At 35.4% G+C, this 20130-nt stretch carries 20 protein-coding genes; 3 read left to right on the top strand and 17 right to left on the bottom strand.

Annotation, left to right across the window (positions count from 1 at the left end; translation table 11 throughout):
* Positions 1 to 3: 3 nt before the first annotated feature.
* A complete protein-coding gene (locus MHI39_RS06025) occupies positions 4 to 1164 on the bottom strand; it encodes a LegC family aminotransferase (protein WP_259549299.1) in 1161 nt (386 codons plus the stop codon).
* Positions 1161 to 2165, bottom strand: coding sequence for an NAD-dependent 4,6-dehydratase LegB (locus MHI39_RS06020; RefSeq protein ID WP_259549298.1), 1005 nt, complete (start codon positions 2163 to 2165; stop codon positions 1161 to 1163). Before MHI39_RS06020 ends, MHI39_RS06025 begins: the two co-directional genes overlap by 4 nt.
* Before the next feature lie 187 nt (positions 2166 to 2352).
* On the opposite strand from MHI39_RS06020, the gene MHI39_RS06015 reads away from it, so the two are divergent.
* Together MHI39_RS06015 and MHI39_RS06010 are read left to right on the top strand one after the other, a co-directional pair.
* Positions 2353 to 4959: an IPT/TIG domain-containing protein gene (locus MHI39_RS06015; RefSeq protein WP_259549297.1), complete on the top strand. Its 2607-nt coding sequence runs from the start codon at positions 2353 to 2355 to the stop codon at positions 4957 to 4959.
* Between the two features lie 135 nt (positions 4960 to 5094).
* Positions 5095 to 6257, top strand: a protein-coding gene (locus tag MHI39_RS06010; protein WP_085959889.1) for an IS3 family transposase whose coding sequence is annotated in 2 segments (ribosomal slippage) — positions 5095 to 5371 and positions 5371 to 6257 — 1164 coding nt in all. Because the reading frame shifts where the segments join, the coding sequence is not laid out codon by codon here.
* A gap of 105 nt (positions 6258 to 6362) precedes the next feature.
* Here the strand turns inward: MHI39_RS06010 and MHI39_RS06005 are convergent.
* The 15 genes from MHI39_RS06005 to gnd form a co-directional block, all read right to left on the bottom strand.
* Positions 6363 to 8057, bottom strand: coding sequence for a 6-hydroxymethylpterin diphosphokinase MptE-like protein (locus MHI39_RS06005; RefSeq protein WP_342540898.1), 1695 nt, complete (start codon positions 8055 to 8057; stop codon positions 6363 to 6365).
* The gene (locus tag MHI39_RS06000; protein WP_259549295.1) at positions 8038 to 8568 is read right to left on the bottom strand and encodes a hypothetical protein; all 531 of its coding nucleotides are present in this window, start codon (positions 8566 to 8568) and stop codon (positions 8038 to 8040) included. Before MHI39_RS06000 ends, MHI39_RS06005 begins: the two co-directional genes overlap by 20 nt.
* 60 nt (positions 8569 to 8628) lie before the next feature.
* Entirely contained in the window at positions 8629 to 9441 is an 813-nt protein-coding gene (locus MHI39_RS05995) for a flagellin (RefSeq protein WP_342540897.1), read from the bottom strand.
* Positions 9442 to 9590: 149 nt separating this feature from the next.
* Positions 9591 to 9818, bottom strand: a complete 228-nt coding sequence (gene csrA / locus MHI39_RS05990; protein WP_342540896.1) for a carbon storage regulator CsrA — start codon at positions 9816 to 9818, stop codon at positions 9591 to 9593.
* A gap of 4 nt (positions 9819 to 9822) precedes the next feature.
* The gene (fliW, locus tag MHI39_RS05985; RefSeq protein WP_259549294.1) at positions 9823 to 10260 is read right to left on the bottom strand and encodes a flagellar assembly protein FliW; all 438 of its coding nucleotides are present in this window, start codon (positions 10258 to 10260) and stop codon (positions 9823 to 9825) included.
* A gap of 10 nt (positions 10261 to 10270) precedes the next feature.
* Positions 10271 to 10861 (bottom strand): DUF6470 family protein, encoded by a 591-nt coding sequence (locus MHI39_RS05980; RefSeq protein ID WP_259549293.1) that lies wholly within the window; start codon positions 10859 to 10861, stop codon positions 10271 to 10273.
* A gap of 47 nt (positions 10862 to 10908) precedes the next feature.
* Complete coding sequence (gene flgL / locus MHI39_RS05975; RefSeq protein ID WP_342540895.1) at positions 10909 to 11787, bottom strand: flagellar hook-associated protein FlgL; 879 nt, start codon at positions 11785 to 11787, stop codon at positions 10909 to 10911.
* A 14-nt stretch (positions 11788 to 11801) separates the two neighbouring features.
* A complete protein-coding gene (gene flgK, locus MHI39_RS05970; protein WP_259549291.1) occupies positions 11802 to 13472 on the bottom strand; it encodes a flagellar hook-associated protein FlgK in 1671 nt (556 codons plus the stop codon).
* Positions 13473 to 13502: 30 nt separating this feature from the next.
* Positions 13503 to 13994, bottom strand: a complete 492-nt coding sequence (locus tag MHI39_RS05965) for a flagellar protein FlgN (protein ID WP_259549290.1) — start codon at positions 13992 to 13994, stop codon at positions 13503 to 13505.
* 15 nt (positions 13995 to 14009) lie between these two features.
* Positions 14010 to 14270 carry a flagellar biosynthesis anti-sigma factor FlgM gene (flgM, locus tag MHI39_RS05960; RefSeq protein WP_342540894.1) on the bottom strand — a complete coding sequence of 87 codons (261 nt, stop codon included), beginning with the start codon at positions 14268 to 14270 and terminating at the stop codon, positions 14010 to 14012.
* Positions 14271 to 14600: 330 nt separating this feature from the next.
* Positions 14601 to 14999 (bottom strand): TIGR03826 family flagellar region protein, encoded by a 399-nt coding sequence (locus MHI39_RS05955; RefSeq protein ID WP_251345382.1) that lies wholly within the window; start codon positions 14997 to 14999, stop codon positions 14601 to 14603.
* Between the two features lie 80 nt (positions 15000 to 15079).
* Entirely contained in the window at positions 15080 to 15790 is a 711-nt protein-coding gene (locus MHI39_RS05950) for a ComF family protein (RefSeq protein ID WP_259549288.1), read from the bottom strand.
* On the bottom strand, positions 15783 to 17165 hold the full coding sequence (locus MHI39_RS05945) for a DEAD/DEAH box helicase (protein WP_342540892.1): 1383 nt from the start codon (positions 17163 to 17165) through the stop codon (positions 15783 to 15785). The genes MHI39_RS05950 and MHI39_RS05945 overlap by 8 nt, the downstream gene beginning before the upstream one ends.
* Positions 17166 to 17214: 49 nt before the next feature.
* The gene (locus MHI39_RS05940; RefSeq protein ID WP_259549212.1) at positions 17215 to 18057 is read right to left on the bottom strand and encodes a DegV family protein; all 843 of its coding nucleotides are present in this window, start codon (positions 18055 to 18057) and stop codon (positions 17215 to 17217) included.
* A 200-nt stretch (positions 18058 to 18257) separates the two neighbouring features.
* A complete protein-coding gene (gene gnd / locus MHI39_RS05935; RefSeq protein ID WP_259549211.1) occupies positions 18258 to 19154 on the bottom strand; it encodes a phosphogluconate dehydrogenase (NAD(+)-dependent, decarboxylating) in 897 nt (298 codons plus the stop codon).
* 269 nt (positions 19155 to 19423) lie between these two features.
* Between gnd and MHI39_RS05930 the strand changes: the two genes are divergently transcribed.
* On the top strand, positions 19424 to 20089 hold the full coding sequence (locus MHI39_RS05930; protein WP_259549210.1) for a DUF2569 domain-containing protein: 666 nt from the start codon (positions 19424 to 19426) through the stop codon (positions 20087 to 20089).
* The last annotated feature ends 41 nt before the right edge of the window (positions 20090 to 20130 follow it).

Here is a 20130-nt window from a genome sequence, read left to right as displayed (position 1 = left end):
TTTTTACTCTCCTAAGTATGGACTACTTGGTATGTTTACAATCTGTTTCACTAATTTTTCAGTCATAGATAAATCAGATTTAGGACATTTTTTGTAAGGTTCTAATTTATGTAGAGGGGTCCATGCTGGTCTTGCCATGACTCCATTTTCATTTAAAGTCCTTAAAACCATATCTAAAGAATATTTTTGGTCATCTATCAGTAGTGTTTGTAGCCAATAATTACTTGTTGCAAATGGTGGTTCCTTAAAAAGTTTAATGCCTTTAACTTCTTCAATTATTTTTTCATATTTATGGACCAATTTGCGCTTATTTTTGATAAATAAAGATAATTGATCTAACTGGGCACAGCCTATAGCGGCATTTATATTTGGCATGCGATAATTATAGCCAACTTCATCATGTACAAATTCCCATTGATGCGGTACCTTTGCTGTTGTCGTTAAATGCTTTGCATAATTTGCCAATTCTTCATCATTAGTTAGAATGGCCCCTCCGCCACCAGTAGTAATAATCTTATTGCCATTAAAACTCATAGCAGCAACAACTCCAAAATTTCCTGTATGAACTCCTTTATAGTATGAGCCCAATGATTCAGCGGAATCTTCAACAACAATAATTTGATATTTTGCACATACCGCTAATAAAGGTTCTATATTTACTGGATGGCCAAAAGTATGCATCGGTACAATTGCTCTTATTCGATTACCTGTGTTTTTATTCACGCAAGCTCCATTCTTTATAATTGATATATCTCTTAAATAAGCTTCAAGCTTCACGGGATCAACACCAAGTGTTTGTGATGAAACATCCACAAAATGAGGTATAGCCTGGCAATAAGCTACAGCATTTCCTGTTGCTATGAAAGTTAAAGATGGGATAAGTACCTCATCCATCGGTTCAACACCGACAATTTTTAAAGCGATATGGAGTGCTGCTGTTCCATTAACAACAGCCACAGCTCTCTTTACCCCTGTATACGCGGCCAATGAATTTTCAAAATCATTCACATATTTCCCAACAGAAGAAACCCACCCCGTTTCAATGCAGTCTATAACGAAATCCTTTTCTCTTCCATTAAGTGTCGGCTCGTGCAAAGGAATAAAATCTTTTGTCATATTCAGTTTTTTAATTTTTTGAGCTAATATTTCTACCTGAATTTTCATATATTGTATTCATCTGCCTTATACGAAGCTAGATTTCTTTTATCCATAAACCAGTCAATCGTTTCCCGAAGACCACGCCTTAAACCCTCTTTCCCTCTATACTTAGGTTCCCAAGAGAGTAATTGCTTTGCTTTTTTATTTTCAGCCCAGAGACGTTCTACCTCACTTTTTTCCGGACGTAAACGTTGGTCATCTGTTTTTATTTCTATTTTCACACCCATGACTTCCGCAATCAAATTCGCTGTTTCACCAATTGAGATTTCATAATTACTTCCTAAGTTAATCACTTCACCTATGGAATTCCCATGATTCATAACAGCAATGAAACCATCTACTGTGTCCTTAATATAGTTAAAATCTCTTGTTGGATGAATCGAACCCAATTGAATATTTCTTGTTCCCGATGCTAATTGCGCTATAATCGTCGGTATAACCGCTCTAGCCGATTGTCTCGGACCATAAGTATTAAATGGACGTGCAATTGCAACTGGTGTTTCAAATGAACGGTAGAAAGATAATGCAAGTTGATCAGCGCCAATTTTTGATGCAGAATACGGGGATTGCCCTTGCAATGGATGATTTTCATCAATGGGAACATATAAAGCGGTGCCATAAACCTCACTTGTTGAAGTGTGTACAACTTTGGCAATATTCAATTCCCTAGCAGCTTGTAATACATTCAAAGTTCCTTTAATATTTGTATCTATATATGTAGCTGGAGAATGATAGGAATAGGGAATTGCAATTAGTGAAGCTAAGTGTAAAACACGGTCACAGCCTATCATTGCCTCTTTCACACCAAAAGGATCTCTAATATCTCCTGAAAAAAATTCGATTTCTTTTTTTACCTTTTCTGATATAGTATCTAACCAGCCGTAGGAATTAAAAGAATTATAATAAACAAATGCTTTTACGGAATATCCCTTTTTAACTAGCTCCTCTGTAAGATGGGAACCAATGAATCCATCAGCCCCAGTCACTAATACTTTATTACTACTCATGACTTTTTCTCCTTATCCATTCTTAAAACTTCCTTCTATTTCTCTATTTTATCATCCATGTCATTATATATATCGTCTTTTTATAAAAAAGATATAGTATTTTTTTCCTATAAATAGACTGGTAATTCTTTTATTCTACTATTATAATATTACTAGATTTATAAAATTATTCAAAGGAGGAAATATTATGAAGAAGAGGCTGTTTAAATCATTGTTAGTCTCAGTAATTTGCCTTTTAATTATTAGCGGACTAACACCGATACATTCTTCTGCAGCAACAAGATCTACTAATTTGGTAGAAGCAACAAAGAGTATTGATTTATCTAAACTTTCATCTGATGATGAAGCTGAGGTTACATTAAATATAAAAGGCACGCCGCAGCAGACAACAAATATTAGACCAAATGATATTATTCTTATTATTGATAAATCCGGAAGTATGTCATCTGATAATCGTCTAGAAGCGGCAAAAACAGCTGCACAAAGTTTTATCGATATTATCGATTTAAATGTTCACCGAGTAGGTATTGTTGATTTCAGTGATACTGCACAATCGATGCCACTTTCTACAGATGCCAGTAGCTTAAAGTCCTATATTGGTAATATAAAACTTGCCGGGTCAACAAATACAAGTGGTGCTGTAAATTTAGCAACATCACTATTAGCAAATCATAGACCTGATGTACAACCAACCATTATTATCTTAACGGATGGGGCCGCTAATGATTATAATGCTGCCAAACAAAGTGCAACCGCTGCCAAAAATGCAGGGATCAACTTCTATTCAATTGCTGTCCTAGACAAAAATGAAGACCCTGATAAAAGTGCACCAAATGCACTATTAAAGGAAATGGCAACTTCTGCAGCTCACCACCATTTTGTATTAGGATCCGTTGGGATTCCTGAAATTTATAAGAAAATCGCTGAAGAAATTGGTGTAGCAAGTGCATATGATGTAAAAATCACAGACACTTTAGCACCAGAATTTGAATTTGTTGGACAAAGTTATAATGAAAATATTCCCCAGCCAACTGTAAATGGCAACACATTAACATGGAATATTAAAGAATTAAAAAGTGATGCGCTAACTTTGAAATATAAAGTTAGAGTAAAAAAATCTACAGCATTAGGGAAATATTCTATCGGAAACACCGCTATTGAATATAGTGATTTTGATAAGAATCACTATAATAATATTGTAACCAATCCTACAGTAACAGTGAATTATCCAAAACCAGTTATTACATCTGTTGAACCAAATAAAGGTCTTACAGCTGGCGGCGAGGAAGTCACTATTCACGGTGATAAATTTAGACAAGATTCGAAAGTATTCTTTGGTAACACTGAAGCTACCGTTCAATCAATTACTGATAAGGAAATCAAAGTTGTTACACCACCGGGGGCTCAAGGTACAACTCAAATAAAAGTCCAAAATCCTGATGGGCAATTTGCTACCAATGATTTTCTTTATTATGCGTATCCAACTATTACGCAAATAACTCCAAATAATGGACCAATTGAAGGTGGTAATAAGGCAACAGTTATTGGTACGAACTTCCTACCTGGATCAAAAGTATATATTAATGATCAATTAGCAGCTACGACATACAGTACAGTTAGCAAGTTATATGTTGTCATTCCATCATCTACTACATTCGGAAAGGTAAATGTAAAGGTGGAAAACCCTGATGGAACATCAGCACAGTTAGTTGAAAGCTATGAATATCTAGAACCACCAACTCCACCAGCTGTGAAGCTAACAAGTCTAAGTGATTCATCCGATCTCTTAAAAGGCGGAAAGCAAGTATATTTATTAGGTGAAAACTTCAATCGTGCAGTAAAGGTTTATTTTGGTGATAAGGAAGCAACTGTGAATTATTTTGCAAACTCAAGTAAAATCAGGGTTATTGTTCCGGAGGGAGATACAGCAGGTTTCGTTACTATTAAAGTGGAGAACCCTGATGGAACGACATCCGAACTTAATAATATTTTTGAATACAAGGCACCACCGCCAGCACCTGCTCCAGAAATAACTTCATTAAGCTTAAATGAAATATTAATTAATGAAGAAAAGACCATCTATATTTTCGGAAACAATATAGCTCCTTCAGCAAAAGTTAGTTTTGGTAATATAGAAGTTCCTATTGATTTTGTTACAACTAGTAAAATACGAGTTAAGGTTCCTAAAAGCGCTGTAGCTGGTACAGTTGATGTTACATTAACAAACCCAGATAATCAATCATCTACACTTGCTAATGGTTTTACATATACAGAACCGATTCCCGATCCGGCTCCTGTAATAACTGAAATATCTGCCTCTACAGGATCTGTTAACGGAAAGGAATTAGTAACAATTAAGGGTCAGAATTTCACACAGTATACAAAGGTATATTTCGGTGATAGATTAGGAATTGTTAAAAAGTTTGTATCTAGTTCCGAAATCATTGTTGAAACACCTTCAAATAGCATTGGGATTGTCAATGTAAAAGTAATGAATGCCGATGGTCAAGAATTTACTTTAAACAATGGCTATACTTATGAAGGTTTAGTAGCAACGATAACTAGTCTTTCTGCTAATAGTGGACCTTTAAAAGGTGGTAACTTGGTTACAGTATACGGAACAAATTTCAATCCATCTATGAAAGTTTCTGTCGATGGAATTGATGTTCCTGTCACCTATTTAGCGCCAACTCGAATTAGAATAAAAATGCCATCAATAAATACAGCAAAAACTGTAGATATAATTGCGGAACTTAATGGTGGTACTTCTTCTATACAATATACTTATTATTAATTGTTTAAACTTATTTAATAACCAATAATAAAAAACCTTAGTCCATCTGATGGAGAGACCCAAATAAATGAGACAAGGAAAAAACACCCCCTGAATCGTATTAATACAATATGATTCTTAGGAGGGTGTTTTTCTATGGGCACAAGAGTACATTACGCAGAAGAAGTAAAATGGGAAGTAATTAAAATGAAACAAGCTGGAATGACAAACAAAGAAATAATGGAACAACTGGGGATAAAAAATAAGACTCAAATTAAAACATGGATGCGATGGTACAAAACAGGCCAAACCTATCGATTTTCGCAACAAGTTGGAAAACAATATTCCTACGGTAAAGAATCGGAGGAAATGAGTGAGCTAGAAGAATTAAAACTAAAGAATAAACAGCTAGAGGCTCAATTGGCAATTATAAAAAAGTACCAGGAGATCGAAAGGAGTTGGAGCCACGAGTCATTGTCCAAGTTGTAGAAGAACTCTCAGCCACTTTTAAAATAATTGATATTCTTGGAGTATTAGGCATACCTAAGTCAACATATTACCGTTGGAAAAAGAAGTATAAAAAAGTTGAGCTAACTTCATTAGAAGAGCTAGTAATCAAGCTGTGTAAGAAAAACTTCTATCACTATGGTCATCGTAAAATTAAATCCATCTTAAACAGAAAGTATGGGATAAATGTAAACCGCAAAACTGTACAAAAAATTATGCAAAAGTTTGAGATTCAGTGTCAAGTTAAGAAGAAGCGACAAAAGTACATTTGTGGTGAGAGTAATATTATTGTGCCGAACACTCTCAATCGTAATTTTAAAGCAAGCCGATTAAATGAAAAATGGGTAACCGACATTACCTACTTACCTTATGGCTCGACTATGTTATATTTATCAACGATTATGGACTTATATAACAACGAAATAGTGGCTTACAAAATAGGTACGAGCCAAGATATTAACCTAGTATTAGACACATTGAGGGAAGCTGTAGAATTACGTAAACCAGTAGGGTTACTTCTTCATAGCGACCAGGGATCTGTCTATACTTCACATGCATATCAGAATTTGGCCAAAGAAAAAGGCATTACCACAAGCATGTCTCGAAAAGGAAACTGCCATGATAATGCCGTCATTGAATCCTTTCACTCCTCGCTAAAGTCGGAAGGATTCAACGCTCAAAGTAGAGCATCTATATCCAATTCTAAAGTAGTACAAATTGTAAATCAATACATGTATCGATATAATCATGTACGAATTCAGGCAAAATTAAACTACCTGTCCCCACTGGAATACAGGGGACAGGCAGCATAGGTGTTTTTTCTAAGTCTCATTTTAACGGGTCAGTTCACTGATTAGGCTAAGGTTTTTATATTTCTAAGATCGTATTTATTTCTATCAACATTTTTTAGAGTGTCATTATTTAGGTTTATTTACCAGTGATGCAATTCTATCATCTTGCAAGACCTCTTCAATATATTTTATAACGATATGATAAAAATTTAATAATTCTTTCGTGAGAAGCATTAAATTTTCACTCGTATAATTTTCTTCATGATTAAAAAATTTAAATTTATTGCTAACTTGATTAAAAACAAATGTTAAATTAGACATGATAATTTCATTCAAAATTTTATTGCTTGCTAATTTCTTAAATTTTTTCGTTACTAATTTCATATCTTCTTTGGAAATCACGCCACTCCTATGAAGATTATTTATTTGCTTTTCAGCTATTTTTAGTTCTAACTTTATTTTATTCATATTTTCTAAAAGGAGATGAATAAATGATTTTCCATCAGTCTCAGTACTAATTTTATTATCATTAATTGTTATTTCATGACGTGGGGGAAGGTCTCCAATTAATTTTGGTGATAAGAAAGTACTTCCCTGTATTTTTGCTCCATACTCAGAAAGATTGTATATCTTCATACCATTCTTAAATGTTTTAATCAAACCCTCAAATGTATCTAAAAAGATTTTTAATGACCGGGTAGTTCCAACTGGATTCCCTTGATTGCTCTCCACGAATAACTCCACTTCCTGATTTAAAGCTCCTTCATGCATTTTAACTCCTGAGGCATAATAATCACCATTTATAAGGGATAAATCCTGGCCTATTAAAAAGACTTCTGAGAAACCTAAATATTCAATAACCTGTAGTGTGAACACAGCAACAGAAGGGGAAGGTTTGAACGTGTATAAATCTGAAGAATATTGCTTTGTGACAAAATCATTCTCAGCCGTAGTTACAATTAATGTGCCATTATGGTTCTTTTGGATATTGGAATTAGACCTAGTTTCGAAAATAACGATTCCATTATAATTTACGTCTTTAAAATGTGTATAAAAATTCACATCACTTGAATCAATAGTTGTTACGAAGTCCGGTTCAATATTTGAATCAATTAAAACACGCAAAGCGGATCCAACTGAGAAGATATAAGCCGATTTTCTTAATTTTTCTATAGTATTAAGATTATTCTCTAATGAAGGTCCAGCGGCAACTAATATTGCCCTTTCACCCTTAAATTTATTCTTTAATTGTTTAATATTTATACTACTATTTATAAATTGAATATTTAATAATGGCTCAATTACCCAGTCTAAAGCAAACCTCATTTCAGTATTATTAATAATTTGTCTTGCTTCTATTCCTTCTTTTATTTCAGCTATAAGTTTTTTTGTTAGCGTCGAGTCAATTTTTTCGTAATTAGGATGTAATTTAATAGAAAATGGAATTGAACCGAACTTACCAATAATAGTCGCAAAGTTAATTGGAGTAAACGTATTGATACTATAATAAGCAATATTTTTGTGTTGTTTAATTAAAGATATATGATCATTATTAATCATAACGTCTTTTAATGGCTCAATAAATATAATTGCCGCAAACTTTTCATCAATTGCATTATTTACTATTTTTTCCAAAAGTATTCCGTTACCTAAACCTATAATAATTAAAACCCCACCATTTTGCTCGATTTTCTTAATAAACCGTTCTGCTTCCCTTTCAGGTGAATAGAGAGAATTAAGGGGTACCTTTGCAAGTTCATTTTCAAATATATAAACTTCTGTAGAATCATCTGCAATACCTTTAATGATATGGTAATCCATTACTATTCTCCTCTTTAATTGCAGCTAATAATTCTTCTAACTTTGGTAAAACTTCATATTCTAATAAATCGAGTAGATATTCTAGATTTCCTTCTTTCATCCGTTCCTCAGCTTTAGCTAGTAACATGTCAAAAAACTTTTCATTAACAATCGAAACATGATAATATTTTTGAATCTTTGAAATTTCTATAAACGATTCCATTGTATCGACAAAATTCACACTCAATGAATGATATTCTTCCTTTTCCCTTACATCTTCAATATAATTTTCCACTTTATTCACATACTTCTCTAAGTCCGAGATGAAATTAACTGCTAAGCTAGAAGATTTTACTGTTTTTATATTCACAACTTCTTCTAAAAGTACTTGGGTAATTTCATAATTATTTAAATAGTTGCCGTTTTTATCAATAATCACTTCATCATTTTCTGATAAATACTGATTAACTAGATCAACCCTATTTTGTTGATTTTTATCCCCAGTTAATAATTTGCCATTGATATATAACATAATTGCCTCCTAATATAAGAATAGATAGCCATTTGGCTATCTATTCTTTATTATATCCAATTAACGAAGTAATTGTAATACCCCTTGAGGTTGTTGATTTGCTTGTGCTAACATTGCTTGTGCAGCTTGAGAAAGAATAGAGTTTTTCGTTTGCTCCATCATTTCTTTTGCCATATCAACATCTCTAATACGAGATTCAGCAGCAGAAAGGTTTTCAGAAGAAGTTCCTAAGTTGTTAATTGTATGTTCTAAACGGTTTTGTAATGCACCAAGTTTAGAACGTTGTGTAGATACAGAGCTGATAGCTGAATCTATTGCAACAATTGCAGCATTAGAGTTAGCATTATTATTAACAGTCAATGCATCTACACCAAGATTACCAGCACCCATATCAGCAATAGCAATTGTAAGTGTTTGTCCACTATTAGCACCGATTTGGAATACTGTACCAGTAATTCCACCACTTAAAAGCTTTTGTGTATTAAATTCTGTAGTAGTACTAATACGATCAATTTCATTAACAAGTGCATCAAATTCTTCTTGAATCGCTGTACGATCCTCAGCAGTATTTGTATCATTTGCACCTTGTACAGAAAGTTCACGCATACGTTGTAGAATAGAATGAGTCTCGTTTAATGCACCTTCAGCAGTTTGAATTAAAGAGATACCATCTTGAGCATTACGAGATGCTTGGTCTAAACCGCGAATTTGTCCACGCATTTTTTCAGAAATTGCAAGACCAGCTGCATCATCACCGGCACGGTTGATACGAAGACCGGATGATAACTTTTCCATTGATTTCGCTTGTGCATTTGTAGCACCAGTTAATTGACGATGAGTATTTAAAGCTGCAATATTATGATTGATAATCATTTTATTTTCCTCCTTGAATTTGAAGTTCACATCCTTGTGAACTTAATTTGATTTTAGAAAGAAGTAAAAGTCGGCCGACCTTTTACTTCTCGCTTACATTATTTATATCGACGGGATTTGCAAAGGTTTAATAGTTCTCGAAAAAAAAATTAATCTTTTTTTGCATTTGCTAGGAGATCGATTAAATGAGAGATATTTTTTGATGCATTGGCATTTTCGTCCTGAATTTCTAAATAAATTTCTTTTCGGTGAATTTCTATATTTTTTGGTGCGGAAATACCTATTTTCACTTGGTCTCCAATAATATTCGTAATTGTAATTTCAATATCATTCCCAATCTGAATGATTTCGCCCTTTTTTCTTGTTAAGACTAACATTTTTTCACCCCTTTACCGACTGCCCGAAAAGTGGGTGTTTAATTTTGTATATTGAATCATTTAAGATGACCTGTTTGGCTAAATTGTTTTTTGTATTAATCACGATGGGTGCTTGCAAATTAGCGGTTGTTTTTTCAAATGGTTCATGTACTGTGACAATCCCAAGCACGCTAATTCCTACATCAGTTTCTATTTCTAGCTGATCAATCGTAGCCTGATCCAATTTGAATTGATAGTTATCGATGAAATAGAATGGATTTGTTATGATAAACGCTAAATCAGCTGTACCAATCGATTGCAACACTGAAAAAAGGTCCTGGTTTGGTAATGCTAATATGATAAATTGTTCTTCATCAGGAAAACCAGGTATTCCATTCTGAAAGTATAAGATTTCCTGCTCTGAAATATCTATTTGTCCGTGATATCTTGTATGTATTTTCATTGGATCACCCCTAAATTTCTTGCTCAAAATTAAATCCTACATATTTCAAATTTACAAAGTCAATCTTCAAGCTTTGATATTGTTTCATCCCGATTATAACATTCCCCGGCTGATAATCTATAATCGGCTTTTGGGCGCGTGTTTGGTTAATTGGCTTATGTGTTTTCCATTCGATATCAACTTTTCCAGGTTCAAAGTCTATTTTCACACTACCCGCCTTAGGAACAAATCCTATATTAAAATCATATGTGGGTCTTTCACTATTCCTCTTTGAAATATTAGCAATAGCATTTCCGTGTTTTTCAATTCTCATTAATTCATTCCCATCTTGGGCCTTTCTTGCTAATCCATTCAACCAATCTTGATATCCGTTTCTGGCAAATTCCTCTACTCTTTTTCGAATTGATTTCAAATCGACATCCGCTCTTGCCTCAGATTGGTCAATTGACAGCATTGATGGTGTTCTATTGATTGTTAACTCAGCTTTTGGCTGTTGTAAATCTAAAACGGCGGATGGCTGCTCAATCGATTGTTTACTAAGTGTTGTTGTCATCTCAATTAAAGCATTTTGTGATTGTAATCTTATTTGTGGAAAGTTCATTATTTTTTCCTCCTAGAGAAAAAAGCTATCCATGAATGAATAGCTCTTTAACGTAAAAAGTCTAATAAAGTTGGTTGTATAATTCTTGCTCCCATTCCCAATGATGCGCGTTGAACTGCCTCTTGGGTTACTAAATCAGTAATTACTTTCTCCATATCAGCATCTTCATTTTTTGACATCATGGATGTTGCATTAATACCTTGTTGATCAATACGGTCTTCCATTAATTCGATACGATTGCTGCGTGCTCCTAATGTCGACCGAGCGTTTAAAATTTTATTTATTCCGGCATCAAGATTGCCTAAATCTGAATCAAAATTCGGATTTGTATTATTTGGATCCAATTTATCAATTAATTGATTCAATTGATCAAATATATCCGATGTTAAAGGATTTTCTGTATTCACCTGTATATAAGAGCCTTTTGATAACTCTAATTTCACTGGATTTGTATTTTGCGATACATCTGCTGGAATCGTTGTAACATCTACAACTGGCGCATTCGTTGTATCAGTTCCATTAAATAAAAATTTATCTCCAACTTTTGTATTACCAATTTCCGCCAATTGATCACGTAATTGCTCCACTTCTTTTCCTACGGCATTCCTTTCAGCACCATCTAATGTACCATTTGCTGCTTGTAGGGTTAAATCTCGAATTCTCTGCATAACCTTGGTCGCTTGATCGAGGGCAGCATCGGTGTTGTCAATCCAATTATGTGCTTCTGTAAAGTTTCTTTTAAACTGCTCTACCTCTTTTAAATTTGTACGGTAGAATACACCTTTCATCGCAACAACTGGATCATCCGAAGGACGAGTTATTTTTTTCTGTGTATACATTTGTTCCGTTATTTTTCCCATTTTTTCATAAGATTTACCCATATTATTTAAAAAATTGTTAGATAACATTGATTGAGTTACACGCATACTATTTCACGCTCCTATCTTCCACCAAGACCCATGCCATTAATAATTTTATCTAACATTTCATCAACAATTGTAATGTTCCGTGCTGATGCATTATATGCTTGTTGGAATTTAATCATATTAATGAATTCTTCATCAATGGATACTGAACTAACTGATTGCCGTTTTTCTTCTATTGATTGAGTTAGTGTCGCAGTATTTGCGGTTAATTTATTTGCTTGTTGAGCTTCGACTCCAAGTTTCCCGATAATAGATTGATAGTTTGATGTTACTGTTCCTGTTGTAAATGGAAGGTCCACCCCACCAATGGATGCACCAATTTTTATTTCTACAGGATTTGTAAAACCATGCAATTGAATAACTGTTCCATCCAATAGATTATATCCTTGAACATTCGCAAGATTAAGGGCATTCATACCATTTCCAGCCTCGACATTTCCATTATTCCCTAATGCTGAAGCTGCAGCAATCATGTCGTTTGTAATTTTGCTATTAACTTTTATTGTTTTTGCTGCACCCTTATAATCTGTCATATTATCAAAAAGAAAGAAATTTTCACCTTGCTTTCCATTTAAATCATATCCCTTTGTATGGACCTCGTTAAAAAGTGTGCCAAACGTAAAAGCAAGTTTATCTAATTGGTCTTGCATTTCCGGATAGATCCCTTTTTCTACTGTTATTGGATTATTATTTTTATCAACCGTGTCATATTGATATCCGTAGTTTTCTATAAGGGCTCTTAATTTTCCTTGGGACAGACCTATTTCACCTTTATCGTTTGCAAAGTCTACTTTTGTTCCAGCAAAGGAAATAGAAGTAATAAAACCAGTATTCGGTGGCTGGTCCAATATACCATCGCCATCACTGTCGGTACCTCCAGAGATTTCTACTGGACTATAGTTCGAACCTTGAACAATATAAACCTCTTGGCCATTGGGATTCGTAATTTTTATATCATAGATTCCTTCAGCAATTGGTGAAGGCTTCCCACCGCTTTGTTTTGCTTCAACTTTAACATCGAAAAATGCAGATAATTCATCTACTAAACGGTCTCTTTCATCATACAAATCATTTGGAAGATATCCATGTGGTTCTACATCTGAGATTTGCTTATTCACATCACTAATTCTTTTAAGAATGGAGTTAATATTCTTAATCGTAGCCCCCACTTCATTCCCTAAATCCTTCTTATTACCTGAAATCGATTCACTTAAATATTGAAAAGTTTCGGCAACTGATTCACCACGCTGCAAGACAACTGAACGTGTCCCATCATTCTCCGGATTTGTACTTAAGTCATGTAAGGATTGCCAAAATTGACTTAAAGTTGCGGCAAGGCCGTAGTCAGACGGTTCATTCATAATATCCTCTAATTTAGCAAGTGATTCCGCTTTTGAGTTCCAATAACCTAATCTATTGTTCTCCCCACGATATTGAATATCTAAGAAAGATTCTCGAATTCGTTGGATGGAGCCTGCTTGTACACCTGTTCCCATTTGCCCAGGTATATCTGGGCGATTCATTGCAGGTGTTGGAAATGCCTTTGTAGCTTCAAAATTAACACGTTGTCTGGAATAACCTAAAGTATTCGCATTCGAAATATTTTGCCCTGTTACATATAGTGCGGATTGTTGGGTGTTCATGCCGCGTTTGGCTGTTTCTAATCCATGAAATGTAGAAAACATTGTGTTACCTCCGTTTGATTAGCAAGCATGTTATGCTTTTGAATTAAAGGTTGATACTGTTTGTTTTTTCATCTTTTTTTGATCCGGTCTGCCGTAGTTCATTGACTCAGGTCGGGGTTGGATCATATCGATTGTCATATTGACAAATTGAAGGCTTTGATGAATCAGTAGTTGATTTAATTCATTGCGATCTTTTAATTTATTGACTACTGACCAAATCTTCTCTTTCAGTTCATTAAGTATTTTCTTGTCATTCCCTGTTACTGCTTCTATGCAGTTGGTTAGGGTGATTTCTGTTGCTTCGGATTTGCCTAATAGTTGTTTAGCAGCCTCTTGCCGTTGTCTTTCCATCGTATTAATGGCTGCAACAAAGGTTTGTTCGTCCTTGAGCATTTTTTGGAGGCCTTCCATATCCCCTTTTTTGATGATTTCTGTTTTTGTTTCGGAGAGTTCATAAAGTTTTTCATGAAGTTGGTATAGTTTTTCTAAAGCCTCGATAAGCGTTTCAGTGGAAGTGGACATGGAGAACCCTCCTTTCTATTTTCCTTGATAAAAGTTTTTGATACCTTTAGCTATTAGCTCTGGGTTGACTTTATATTGACCATTTTGTACTTCGATTTTTAATTGTTCGACTTTTGCACGACGAGCCTGTTCAATAGTAGAAGTTTGCATATCCTTCGCATTCGAAGATATTTCCACTTTATCTGTTTGTTTTCCGCTCTTATTCGCTTGTTCAAATTTATTCATTTGTTTTTTATATGGATTAATTCCGTGTGTACCGTAATTGTTGATTTTCATAATTTTTACGCCCCTTTCGTTCGAACGTATCCCTTGTATATTTATTATATCGGATAAAATGGAAAAACTTTTATAGTAGATTTTGCCCAATAATTAGAAAAAGAATAAGTACTTGTTCAATAGGGCATGTATGAGTGGAATTTGACAAGCTTGATTCTACTTCTTAGGCTTCACGAGAGAAAAAGCACAGCCCGATTACTGCAGGGTTAATGCGTATCAATACGTTTTGCACTAGACAGATCAGGACCTCTTAAACTTTAAAAACTCTCCTATTAAAAAAAATCCAAACGATAGGTTTGGATCCAATTGATAGGACTTTCGCTTCACCTATTAATTTTGACTATAATAGGTCCGATTTCTTATTTCCTCTTTGCGCTTTTCTTCTTTATCAAGTACTTCAAGGTCATTTTTTATTTTGCCTGCACAGCTTGAACAGAGCTTGCCAGTTCTAATTAAAGTGCCACATTTACTACATGGGTAGCCGAGGTTAGGAAATTGGGCAAGCTGTAAGCGTCCTTTTCGTACCCATTTGTAGAGTAACTCCTCCTCTACACCTGTTTCTTCAACAACTGTTTCTGTTGTAGCAGAACGATTTTCCCGTTTTCGTAAAAATTTATAGACGATATCATAAAGTTTTTCTTCTTCTTTATAGCATGATCCACATACATCACGTATATTGTTTTTTAAATAGAGATTTCCGCATTTCGGACAGTTTTCTAGTTCAGGCATCAGGGTCATCCTCCTAATGTATACTTGTACCTCTATTATATCGGATGTATTGATAAATTTGTTAAACCTAATTTACTTTTTTATCCACGTGCTACCGTAAGAGCTGTTACAGAATTTGCACCTGCTTCTTTCAGTTCCTTCGCCGCATGTCTGAGAGTTGACCCTGTTGTGTATATATCATCAATCAGGATAATGGATCGGTTCATAATTGCTGAAGGGTTACTTACTGTAAAAATTTGATGAAGCTGTATCCGTTCTTGTCGTGATTTTTTTGATTGTTTTTCGGTATGGGTGCGATGTAGAATATCCATTACCTGTAATTCTGCTTCATTAGCGAGTGCTGCTGCTTGATTGAAGCCTCTTTCCTTTAATCTTTCTTGACTAAGCGGGATGGGGACGATGGCACTATAATCGAGAGTCTTTAAGATCTCATTTATTTTTTGGGAAAAAATTCTGCTAAGAATATAATCGCCTCGGAATTTGAAGCGTGCGATGATGTCCTTAAGAAAATCATCGTACTCATACAAAGAAATATTTTTATCAAGCACTCCTTTCCATTTCTGATCTTCTTCCCATCGTTGGCAATCGAGGCAGAGGGTTTCTTCTACAATATATTCCTTTGGGAGTTTTTCCATTGGGCGACCACAGATATGACAGATTGGTTGTTTGATTGGAATAAGCTTATTTTCACAGTCATTACATAAATATTTGGGAGGCTGCGGTAGGAAAAGTGTAGTCCATTTCGGTTCAAATGCGATTGGTATATGGCAAATCAAACAATAATCATGCATCAATCAATCCCCTTCCTCTTGCTTCTTTATTCATCTGAACGATATGGCTGTATGCTCTATTCATTGCCATTGTCTTACCATGGTGAAAAAAAGTAATTGTTCCCTTTGGATATTGGGCGCTTCTACCAACACGGCCGGAAATTTGGACGAGGGCTTCTTCGGTAAAGATTCCATCCTCCGCTCCTACTATCGCGACATCAATGTTTGGAAAGGTGACACCACGCTCCAGAATCGTCGTAGTGAGTAGAGCAGGGGTTTCTTTCTTCCGCATTCTTTCTACTTTTTCCTTACGATTGGGATCCTCAGCATGAACCGTTTCTATGTTTGAATGTAATTGTTGAAAAAGTGGGGCTATTTTTTCCATTAATTTGATGTTTGGAAGAAAGATTAATGCTTGCTTATTTGCTTGCAATCTTGCTTTGATCCACTTCTCAATTTTCGGAGGAAGTTTCCCTTTTTCAAAGGACTTTTTCCAATTGCCACACCAAGCAAATTCAGGTATTGGCAATGGTTGACGATGGAATCTTGCGGGGATGGTGACATAGGGACGTTTTCCAGAGAGGCATTCCTGTTGCCATATTTGGTTTGGAGTTGCTGATAAGTAGACTTTTGTCGCATTATTTTTTGCAGCTTTTTGCACTGCCCATTGCAGGGTATGATCATAGGAATATGGAAAGGCGTCAACTTCATCGACAATCATGAGATCAAATCCATGGTAGAATCGAAATAATTGATGGGTGGTGGAGATTGTCAGTGGAGAAAATTGGTTTCGATCCTCACTCCCACCATAAAGGGCCACAACTTGGATAGTGGGAAATACCTTTTGTAGTCTAGGTGCGAGCTCTAGGACAACATCTGTCCTTGGAGTTGCGATGCATACCCGCTGTTTTTGCTTTAACGCTTCATTGATGCCTTCGAAAAGTACTTCTGTTTTTCCTGCTCCACATACCGCCCAAACCAAAAGCTCAGATCTTGTATGAACCGCTTCAATGACACGCTTAGACGCCGTTTGTTGTCCATGGGATAGGGTACCACTCCACTCTAAAGTGGATTCTGTTAGGTCCATTTCTGGTGGGGGACCAATCCAATGGTAAAGAGGTGTACAAGTGGAGACTCGTCCCATTATGAGGCAATTCCGACAATAAGTACAGTTTGTTTGGCAATTCGCACATGGGAATTGCGCAAAAAGATATGGAAACGTGTTTCCGCAACGTTCACATTGAAATTTGTTATTTTGGGTAATTCCTGGTAGAGAGGCAATGAATTTATTGTCGAGATGTTTTTGGATAAGTGCTTTCGGAAAGGGAATTTCAGTTAAGAGGAGTTTACGTCCTGAGAGAAAGGTTTGAAGTTCTTGTGAGAATGGCTGAGTCATTTCTTCACTCCTTTTTATAGGCTGTCTGATAACAGACAGCCCTATTCACTTACTTTATTGTCCAGGTTAAGCCCATCGCACCTTCACCTAAGTGAGTGGCAATGACCGGGCCAAAATAGCTGATGGAGAAATCTACATTTGGATAGAGCTGTTCGAGTTCAGCCTTCCATTCCTTTGCATCCTCCTCACGATTTGCGTGAATGATGGATGCCATTAAGGCTGTTCCTTTAGATGCATCTTCACCAATTAGTTCACTGATTCGATTCATTGCTTTTTTGCGGGTACGGATTTTTTCAAATGGAACAATCACCTTGTCCACAAAATGAAGGAGAGGTTTCACTTTTAGCAAGCTTCCAATAATGGCTTGTGCACTTGTAAGACGTCCACCTCTTTGAAGATTGGATAAATCATCGACCATGAAATAGGCACGTAAGGATGCTTTCAATTCGTCAATTCGGGAGATTATTTCTTCAGGGGATTTCCCTTCCGCTGCCATTTTTGCTGCATCAATAGCATAAAAGCCTTGTGCCATACAGCTAATTTCCGAATCATAGGCATATACCTTTACCCCTTCAACCATTGTTCCTGCGGTTACTGCACCTTGATAGGTTCCACTAATCCCACTCGAAAGGTGGATACTAATGATCGCATCATAGTCCTTTGCTAGTTTTTCATATAAAGCAACAAACTGACCTGATGATGGTTGGGATGAGGTTGGCAGGCGATCCTGTCTTTTTAATTCCTCATAGAATTGTCCAGCAGTAATATCTATTTCCTCTTCATAGGTTTCTCCGCCAATAACGACACTCAGTGGAATCATATGTATGTTTAACTCTTCTCGGACGTCCTTCGGGATATAGGCTGTACTGTCCGTTACGATAACTGTTTTCATTTTCTCTTAATCATCCTCAGTTTAGTTTTATTTCCATTTTATAAAAGAATCCCCAGATTGGAAAGGGGAATTTATAGTTTGGACACCTATACGATCAAAACACTATTATACGAATGACTCGTTACGAATGCAAACAATCAAAAAATAAAAAAACACTTAAGAAACATTTGGTTTCTTAAGTGTTTTAAATGGCTTATCTATTATTTTTCTACTACTGCGTGTCCGCCGAATTCATTTCTTAGTGCAGCAACTACTTTACCAGTGAATGTATCATCCTCTAATGAACGGTAGCGCATCATAAGAGATAATGCGATAACAGGAGCAGCTGTTTGGAAGTCAAGTGCTGTTTCAACAGTCCATTTCCCTTCACCTGATGAATGCATAACACCCTTGATTTTATCTAGTTTCCTGTCTTTAGAGAAGGCATTTTCCATTAACTCCATTAACCATGAACGAATAACTGATCCATTATTCCATACAGTTGAAACTTTTTCGTAATCATAATCGAATGGGCTTTTTTCTAGGATTTCGAAGCCTTCAGCGATTGCTTGCATCATTCCATATTCAATTCCATTATGTATCATTTTTAGGAAATGACCGCTTCCTGCTTTCCCAGTATATAAATACCCTTTATCAACAGAGATTTCTTTGAAGATACTTTCTACTTGATCAAAGGCTTCTTTGTCTCCACCAATCATTGTACATGCACCGTTACGAGCACCCTCTACACCGCCACTTGTACCGCAATCAAGATAAGAAACACCTTTTTCCTTAGCTACATCATAGCGTCTTAATGAATCTTTATAATGTGCATTACCGCCATCGATGAGAATGTCTCCTTCATCAAGTAATGGAAGCAATTGATTGAAAACCTGCTCTGTAATTTCGCCTGCAGGAACCATCATCCAAATTTTACGTGGACGATCAAGCTGTTTCACAAGTTCTTCTAATGTATAGGCTCCTTGACCACCATCTTTAGAAATATTATCTACTGATTCTTTATTTACATCATATGCTGAAACTGCATGTCCTTTTTCCATAAGGTTTAATGAAAGCTGATAACCCATTTTACCTAAACCAACCATACCTATTTGCATGTCATCTGCCGCCTTTCAACTTTTTTTCACAATACCTTCATTATAAAAGAAAAAAAATTCCGTGCAAGTTTTTCGATTCTATTGTTATTCGAACAAATCGACTATCCACTGATCAATGTATAGCTAGTATAACCTAAGCCCTCAATTATTTTCCATCTAGTTCCTTAGTAGGAATTTTAAAAATAGTTGTTCAACTTCTAGATTGAATCATCTATGCTTTATAGAGAGTGGATATTTTAGGATAATTTGGATATGAAAGGGGAGGCTTCATGAAGTCTGGAGCACTAACACCTATTTCAAAATATGAGGGAATTGGTGGCTGGTTAATTCTTGTGATGATTAGCTTACTATTAACGACTATAGCTTCAATTTTTTTCGTTAAAGATATAGTAGTAGATTATTTCCAACCAGAGGTTTGGCGTGAAATTACTACCGCTGGATCTGATTTCTATCATCCATTATTTGTACCAATCATTATTTTTGAAGTAGTGATTAATTGTATCTTTTTTGTCATTGTACCTATTTTCTTATTAGTACTTATGTTTAAAAAGAATCGTCTTTTTCCGAAAGCAATGATTTACTATTTAGTTGGTAGTCTTATTTTACAAATTATTGATACTGCTCTTGTCGTTAACACCATCTATACTTTGGACGCCTACAAGAATATTCAACCCGAATATACAGCCAGTGCCTATAAGGAAATAGGACAATCCCTTATATACACACTCATTTGGGTTCCATATTTTCAAATATCCAAAAGAGTGAAAGCTACCTTTTTGAAAGACTCATTTGAATATAAACCAGCGAAGAAAGAAACCGCTGTAGCAAGTATACCAGCAGAAAATCTGTTCCGAACTTATCACAATAAAAGAGCTGTTTTAGTTAAAGGAAAACGTAGGAAGGAATTAAAGAAACGTCCTTTTTCGGATAATTAGTAGCCTTATAAAAGGGGGCAATTTTCTTGGGCCTCAACCTC

This window comes from Heyndrickxia sp. FSL K6-6286 (assembly GCF_038630395.1).
Lineage (GTDB): Bacteria > Bacillota > Bacilli > Bacillales > Bacillaceae_C > Heyndrickxia > Heyndrickxia oleronia.
This window is presented reverse-complemented; position numbering and strand designations above follow the sequence as displayed.